An 833-nucleotide genomic window follows, 5' to 3' on the forward strand; every position below is an offset into this window, starting at 1 on the left:
GGAAGGCGCTATCCATTCTCTGGCGTCCTCCGTCGAAAAGTCAGCAAAAGCCGGGAGCGACAAGGGCATTATCAACGCGGGTCACCAGAACCTGCGTATTGCCGCCGTGATGAGTCCGACTTCGATCGACGGTCACGCACTCAGCATCCGTAAGCACCGTGAATCGAAGCTTGCGCTATCCGACTACGTGAGCATGGGCGCCTTTGCAGCGGCCAACGCCCGGCCTGAATTCGCCGAGCCCATTCATTTCGAAGACGGCATCGAGAACGAAGCGCTGATGCGTGCACTCGTCGCGCTTGTCCAGTCCCGCATGAATATCTTGGTCGCGGGTGGCACGTCCGCCGGCAAGACGACCTTTCTCAACGCGCTCATCGAGCAGATCCCGGCCGACCAGCGCGTCATCTCGATCGAAGACACGATGGAATTGAAGCTGCACGTGCCCAACCGCGTGCGGCTGCTTTCCAACGCCGATACGAATGTGACGACGCAACTGCTGGTCGCGCTCTGCCTGCGGTTCCGTCCCGACCGGATCATCGTGGGCGAAGTGCGCGGCGGCGAAGCCTATGACCTCCTGCAGGCGCTCAATACCGGCCACGACGGCGGACTGGCCTCGATCCACGCCAACAACGGGCGCACCGCGCTCAGCCGTCTCGAATCGCTCGCCATGCTCGGTATCCCCAACGGGTCGCGCTGGGAACTGGAAGACATGCGCAAGAACATCGCTGATTGCTTCAACTACGTTGTGCACTTCAAGCGCACCGGCGAGATGCGGCACGTCTCCGAGATTCTCGAAATCCGAGGCTTCAAAGATAACGATTACGACCTACAACGCG

General features: G+C 60.6%; 1 protein-coding gene. It reads left to right on the top strand.

Features of this window, described 5'->3' with window-relative positions; translation table 11 throughout:
- On the top strand, nt 1-833 hold an 833-nt coding region (locus tag P7F28_RS07750; protein ID WP_277183935.1), incomplete at both ends, for a CpaF family protein.

Origin of the sequence: Caballeronia sp. BR00000012568055 (assembly GCF_029439455.1) — a bacterium.
Taxonomy (GTDB): domain Bacteria; phylum Pseudomonadota; class Gammaproteobacteria; order Burkholderiales; family Burkholderiaceae; genus Caballeronia.